Origin of the sequence: Allomesorhizobium camelthorni, assembly GCF_011045125.1 — a bacterium.
GTDB classification, from domain to species: Bacteria; Pseudomonadota; Alphaproteobacteria; order Rhizobiales; family Rhizobiaceae; genus Allomesorhizobium; species Allomesorhizobium camelthorni.
This window is the reverse complement of the sequence record NZ_JAAKZF010000170.1, coordinates 1-5,774: the sequence shown is the minus strand read 5'-3', so window position 1 is coordinate 5,774 and position 5,774 is coordinate 1. Positions and strand designations below refer to the sequence as shown.

Annotated in this window: 4 protein-coding genes and 3 pseudogenes; 5 read left to right on the top strand and 2 right to left on the bottom strand. The window is 62.5% G+C overall.

What is annotated here, in order from left to right:
• The 3 genes and pseudogenes from G6N73_RS38175 to tnpC all read left to right on the top strand — a co-directional run.
• Window positions 1-408 (top strand): transposase (locus G6N73_RS38175; protein ID WP_165034358.1); only part of this gene is annotated, 408 nt, incomplete at its 5' end.
• Window positions 405-761, top strand: coding sequence for an IS66 family insertion sequence element accessory protein TnpB (tnpB, locus tag G6N73_RS34460; RefSeq protein ID WP_425484193.1), 357 nt, complete (start codon window positions 405-407; stop codon window positions 759-761). The genes G6N73_RS38175 and tnpB, both read left to right, overlap by 4 nt.
• A gap of 61 nt (window positions 762-822) precedes the next feature.
• Window positions 823-2,379: pseudogene (tnpC, locus tag G6N73_RS37735) on the top strand (IS66 family transposase); the annotation flags it as partial.
• On the opposite strand, the pseudogene G6N73_RS34445 reads toward tnpC, so the two are convergent.
• Both G6N73_RS34445 and G6N73_RS34440 read right to left on the bottom strand, forming a co-directional pair.
• Window positions 2,365-4,290: pseudogene (locus tag G6N73_RS34445) on the bottom strand (recombinase family protein); the annotation flags it as partial. The pseudogenes tnpC and G6N73_RS34445 sit on opposite strands and share 15 nt — an antisense overlap.
• A complete protein-coding gene (locus G6N73_RS34440) occupies window positions 4,277-4,462 on the bottom strand; it encodes a hypothetical protein (RefSeq protein WP_165034354.1) in 186 nt (61 codons plus the stop codon). The pseudogene G6N73_RS34445 and the gene G6N73_RS34440, both read right to left, overlap by 14 nt.
• Before the next feature lie 309 nt (window positions 4,463-4,771).
• Between G6N73_RS34440 and G6N73_RS34435 the strand changes: the two are divergent.
• Window positions 4,772-4,996, top strand: a pseudogene (locus tag G6N73_RS34435) (transposase domain-containing protein); the annotation flags it as partial.
• Window positions 4,997-5,016: 20 nt separating this feature from the next.
• The gene (locus tag G6N73_RS34430) at window positions 5,017-5,646 is read left to right on the top strand and encodes a hypothetical protein (protein WP_165034355.1); all 630 of its coding nucleotides are present in this window, start codon (window positions 5,017-5,019) and stop codon (window positions 5,644-5,646) included.
• The last annotated feature ends 128 nt before the right edge of the window (window positions 5,647-5,774 follow it).

Here is a 5,774-nt window from a genome sequence, read left to right as displayed (position 1 = left end):
GTGGCGGAGACGCTGGTGCCTGGCACGTCGGTGGCCGAAGTGGCGCGCCGGCACAACATGAACGCCAATATGCTCTTCAATTGGCGACGCGAGGCCCGGGAGGGCCGCCTGCCGGCTGTCGCGCCCCTGCCGAAAGCGGCCGACGAAGCCACCGCCATGGAGTTCATCCCGATCGGCATGATCGGCCACGACGAAGACACAGGTGAGACAGCTTTGCGCATTCCGGTCGTCGAGCCGCCGGCCAAGATGATCGCGGAAACACGCCAGCTGCCGACGGTGCCGAAGCTGGAGGAACGCACCGGGGTCATCGAGATCGATTTGCCGAATGGGGCGCGGGTCCGCACGGACGCCTTCATCAACGAGCGGGTGCTGCGCCGGGTGCTGATGGCGTTGAAGAGTGTCTCGTGATCTTGAACGTCGCACCCGGCACGAAGGTCTATCTGGGCTGCCGCCCCGTTGACATGCGAAAGGGATTCGATGGCCTGGCTGCGGTGGTTGCTACCGTGCTGAAGAAGGACCCCTATAGCGGACACATGTTCCTGTTCCGCGGCAAGCAAGGGGGCTACCTCAAGGTGCTCTACTATGATGGCTCCGGCCTCTGCTTGTTTGCCAAGCGATTGGAGCGGGGGAAGTTCGTCTGGCCGTCGATCGTCGACGCTGCCCTGACGTTGACGCCGGCCCAGCTGGCGCTCCTGGTCGAAGGGATCGACTGGCGGCGGACGGTAGTTCCAGAGCCACCGAGACTGCCCCAACTTGTCTGATATAGCATTGATTCTGCTTATTGATTCTGGATCGAGAGCTAAATCTCTGCTATCCTGAATCATGTCACTGGCCACCGCCGATCTTCCCGCCGATCCCGAAGCGCTGCGGGCTTTCGCCCTGGCCTGTCAGGCCGAGCTGGCAGCCGCGATGACGGCCGTTCAAGTGGGCCGGTTGGAGATCGAGAAGCTGAAGGTGCAGCTCGCCCGACTTCGCCGCATGCAGTTCGGCCGCTCCTCCGAACGTCTCGACCGCGCAATCGAGCAACTCGAATTGAAGCTCGAGGAGTTGGAGGCCGGCGAGGCGCAAAGCGAAGCCGCGGCCGAGACGTCCGGCATTCCGGCGACCCGGCCGGAGCGGATTCAACCAAAGCGGCGGCCATTGCCGAACCATTTGCCGCGCGAGGAGGTCATCCACCACCCCGATGGCAACGAAGCCTGCCTTTGTCGAGCCTGCGGATCGCACATGACCTGGCTTGGCGACGATGTGACCGAGGTGCTCGACTATGTGCCCGGCCACTTCAAGGTGATCCGGCATGTCAGGCCGAAGTATGCTTGCGCCGGCTGCGACGTCATCATTCAAGCGCCAGCGCCGCCGCTGCCGACACCGCGCGGACGCGCCGCACCGGGAATGATGGCGCATGTGCTGGTGGCGAAGTACGCCGATCATCTTCCGCTCTATCGGCAGAGCACGATCTATGCCCGCGAAGGCGTGGATCTCGACCGCTCGACCCTCGCCGATTGGGTCGGCCAGGCGGCCTGGCTGTTGGAGCCTTTGGTCGAAGCAATCCGGCGGCATGTCTTCGCAGCGGAGAAGATCCATGGCGACGACACACCGGTCCCGGTGCTGGCCCCAGGCAATGGACGCACCAAGACTGGCCGGGCCTGAGTCTATGTCCGCGACGATCGTCCCTTCCAGGGCCCGGCACCGCCGGCGGCAGCCTTCTTCTACAGCCCCGACCGCAAGGCGGAGCGGCCACGCGAACATCTCAAGACCTTCACCGGCTTCCTGCAGGCCGATGCCTATGCCGGCTTTGAGGAACTCTACGGCCCGCAGCGCACGAACCCGGGCCAGATAACAGAGGTGGCTTGCTGGGCGCATTGCCGGCGCAAGATATTCGACGCGTGGGAAGCGACCGCATCGCCAGTCGCCAAGGAAGCGCTCGACCGGATCGCCCAACTCTACGCAGTAGAGGCCGAGGCAAGAGGCAAGCCTATGCATGATCGCTTGGCGATCCGCGTCGCCGCAAAGCCGCTGCTCGCTGATCTGTTCACTTGGATGGAGGCAACGGGTCGCAAGCTCTCGGCTAGGTCGGTGTTGGCGGAAGCGTTCCGCTACACAATCAAGCGTCGCGTTGCCCTGTCGCGCTTCCTCGGCGATGGCCGGCTGGAGGCCGACAACAACATCGCCGAGAATGCGCTCCGCGGCATCGCGAAGACTGATTCATTATGCACCCCCTCTTCAAATGGCGGAAAACAGCGATTCCTGATTGTCGTCGTTGGTGCGACACGGGCTTTTGCGTGCCAGTTCGGCCTTGATCCGCTCATCTTCAAGGTCGCTGGCGCGGATCTGGTAGGGCGCGCCGCGCATGACCTGCTCGGCTGGCAATATGCCGTCCCTGACGAAACGGCGAATTTTGACGTGCGACACGCCAAGCTTCGCGGCCGCGTCCGACATGGTGAGCCACTCGCCGTTCTTGTCGGAAGAGCGATAGCCGCTGATCTTGTGCACCGTGCGCAGCGATTGGACGCGCCGCGCCGTCCAGGTCTTTCCCTGACCCGTCTTCATGCCCATGCGGTTGAGTGTGGCGGCGATTTCGGCATCCGACCATCGCGTTGCCATGGATCGCATGATCGCCAGAGCCTCCTCAGGCGTACGCTGGCCATGCTCTCCGGATTTGGGCTTGCGAACCCTTACCTGGGAGTGCTGGCCTCCATGCCAATGGATGGTCAGGATCACATCGCGCGCGTCGTCATCGACGTCCGCCACAATGTCCTTGATGAGCGCGCGCAGCAGTTGCTGACGGCAGCGCATATCGACACCCGGCGCATTCCAGGCGGCCTCGAGATCCTGGGCGAGGCCGGTGAAGTCAGGGATCGCGTCGACAGGCTCCACACGCTGGACTTCGCTGAGCCGGGCCTCGCAGGTCTCCACGCGCCTGAGCGTGGCTTCCCAGCTCCTCTCGAGTTGGGCTGCTATAAGCCGGTTCTCCGGGTCGCAGGCGGCATAGCGGCGCTCGGCGAGCGATGCCTCATAGCGTGCCTGCTGCAGGTCCATCTCGATCATCTGCCGCCGCTTGGCTTCGCTCTCCAGCTGCATCTGTTCAGCCTCCAACGCCGCCTCGATCGCCATCGGCGCAACCGCCTCCAAGGCTTCGCGGGTCACCGCCGCATCGGTGCGAAAGCCGTTGAACGACATGCATCGCGCCTGCGCCATCATGGTGTTGCCGCGCTCGCAACGATATACCGGATAACCTTGGCCACGTCCGGCATACGTGACAACCAGTCTTCGCCCGCATCGACCACAGGAGAGAAGACCCGGGAGCAACGCGCGACCACCGCGGCCCGACTTGACGCCGCCGGCTTTGCCATAGGCGTTGGCGGCAAGAAGTTCCTGGTTCCGTTCGTACTCGCTCCATCCAATATAGCCTTCGTGATGCTCCTGGAGCACCACCGCCCACTCGCTGGCCGGCTTGTAATGACCATAGCTCTTGCGGACGCGGCCATCCACGATCTCAGTGCGCTTCTCGCTCTTACCATAGACATAGGCGCCGGCGTAGAATGGGTTCTCCAGGACGGAGATCACGTTGCGGTAGCGGACCGGAACCCAGGCGAAGGACACCATCTTCTTTCCGTCGGAAGGTCTGGGGAAATGCACGCCATCGTCGATCATCGAGATCAGGACCTGGCGCGCACTGCCGAGTTCACGGAAACGCGCGAATATCAGGCGAATGGTCTCCTGCAGGCGTATGTCGGGATCGAACCCGAGACCGTAATCCCGGTGCCAGACATAGCCGAAGGGCACGGAGATACGCAGTTCGCCGCGCTCTGCCTTGGCGCGGGCAGCTTCGTACATGCGCGCACGCAGCACCCCGAGTTCGAACTCGCTGATGCTCCCCTTCATGCCGAGCAGCAGGCGATCATTCGGCAGCCCCGGATCGTAGACTCCGTCCAGATCGATCACCCGTGCATCGACTTCGCCGCACAACTCGAGCAGCCGATGCCAGTCCGGTCCGTTGCGAGACAGGCGGGACGCCTCCAGGCAAAGCACAGCGCCCACATGACCGGTGCACAGATCGTCGACCAGTCGCTCGAAACCAGGACGTTCCACAGCTCCACTTGCGGTGCGTCCCAAGTCCTCGTCGATCACCTCAACCTTGCGGAATCCCCAGCGGCGCGCGACGTCGACCAGCTCATATTGCCGACGCTGGCTCTCGAGATTGAGCTGCACTTGCGCCTGCGTGGACTGACGTACATAGACGACGGCCTTGCGCTTGAGGATGGTGGCCGGAATCAGATTACTGCTCGTCATCGCGGCTCTCCTCCGTCACGATGCCGGCGGCGGTCATCAGCACATTGGCGAGCCGGGCGATCACGATCATTCGTTGCGCTGCGCTCAGCCCGACCAGCTTGTGCGAGTCGAGCGGCATGCTGAGCTGGCGAACGATCACGAGAGATCGTGTCGGTGGCGGCAAGGTCCTCATTTTGCGTCTCCCCGATGATGAAACCATCCGGAGAGCCTCGCCGGAAACGGCGCTGGATCAAGAGTTTGTTCAGTTCAAGCAGTGCAGCAAGCGATACGCGCGGGGATCCCAGATCCATCGCTGCGCACGCCACGGGATCTATCATCCAGGCCGGAGCGGTAATGACATGCCCCGGCACGATGACGAGATGAATGATCCGACCGCTGGCGCGTTCTTCGCTGTTCTCGCAGCGAAGCCGGCGTCCGAAATACGGATGCCAACGATAATGGACTTCGACCTCCTGCCCAACATGGGCAGAATGACCCCGAGATTGCGCTCGGCCGCAAAAATTATCTCTTCGCTGGTTCCGACGCCGGCGGCGAACGGGCCGCGGCAATCTACACATTGATCGGCGCGGCGAGGCTCAACGGTGTCAATCCGGAAGCCTGGCTCACCGACGCGCTTGCCCGCATTGCCGACGGACACCCGATCAACCGGATTGAAGAGCTTCTGCCGTGGCGCTGGCCGAACGATAAGAAGGCTGTTGCAGAGTGACGACGCCATAGGAGGAACCAATGCCAAGTGCAGAAGGGCTTTCAGTCTTCGGGCATCGCGGACAGCGCGTCTCGACGAGGCTTCGTCGACAGCCGGAAGTGAGCACCCACTTGGCCGTGCTCCTGCCGGGATTGGGATACCGCAGCACAATGCCTGCGCTTTACTATTGCTCTCAGCTGATGTTCCAGCGAGGTGCCGACGTTCTCTCGATAGAGTACGCGTACGACAGCGTTCCAGACTTCATGAACGGCTCGGATGAAGAAAAACTGTCCTGGATCAAGACCGATGTTGGGGCCGCTTTTGACGCCATCACGTCCTCGCAAATCGGTGACTACCGCCGCTTCACGATCATCGGAAAATCTCTCGGGACGGTGGGGATGGCACTGACCGTTCCTGATTATCCGGAACTCCGCACCGCCGATCTCATCTGGCTTACGCCGAGCTTCGGCGCGCCCGGCTTTTATGAGGGCCTTCTACGTTGCTGCGAAAGCGACTGTCGCTCCATGCTGGTGATCGGCACGGCTGACCCTGCATACGACGACAAGCAGCTCCTCGAATTGAAGGATCGCTTTGGGGTGAACTCCATGGTCGTCCCAGGTTTGGACCATGGGATGCAGACGTCGCAGCGACAGTGGATGCGATGGCGCTGATAATGCGCGGGCTGACAGACTGGGTGACGCATTCAACATAGTCCCGCGAGCGCCACAACGCGGACACGCCGACGGGTATGGTGGCTCCAGCCGCCGATATGCAACGGCAAAGACCGGACGCTTACGAA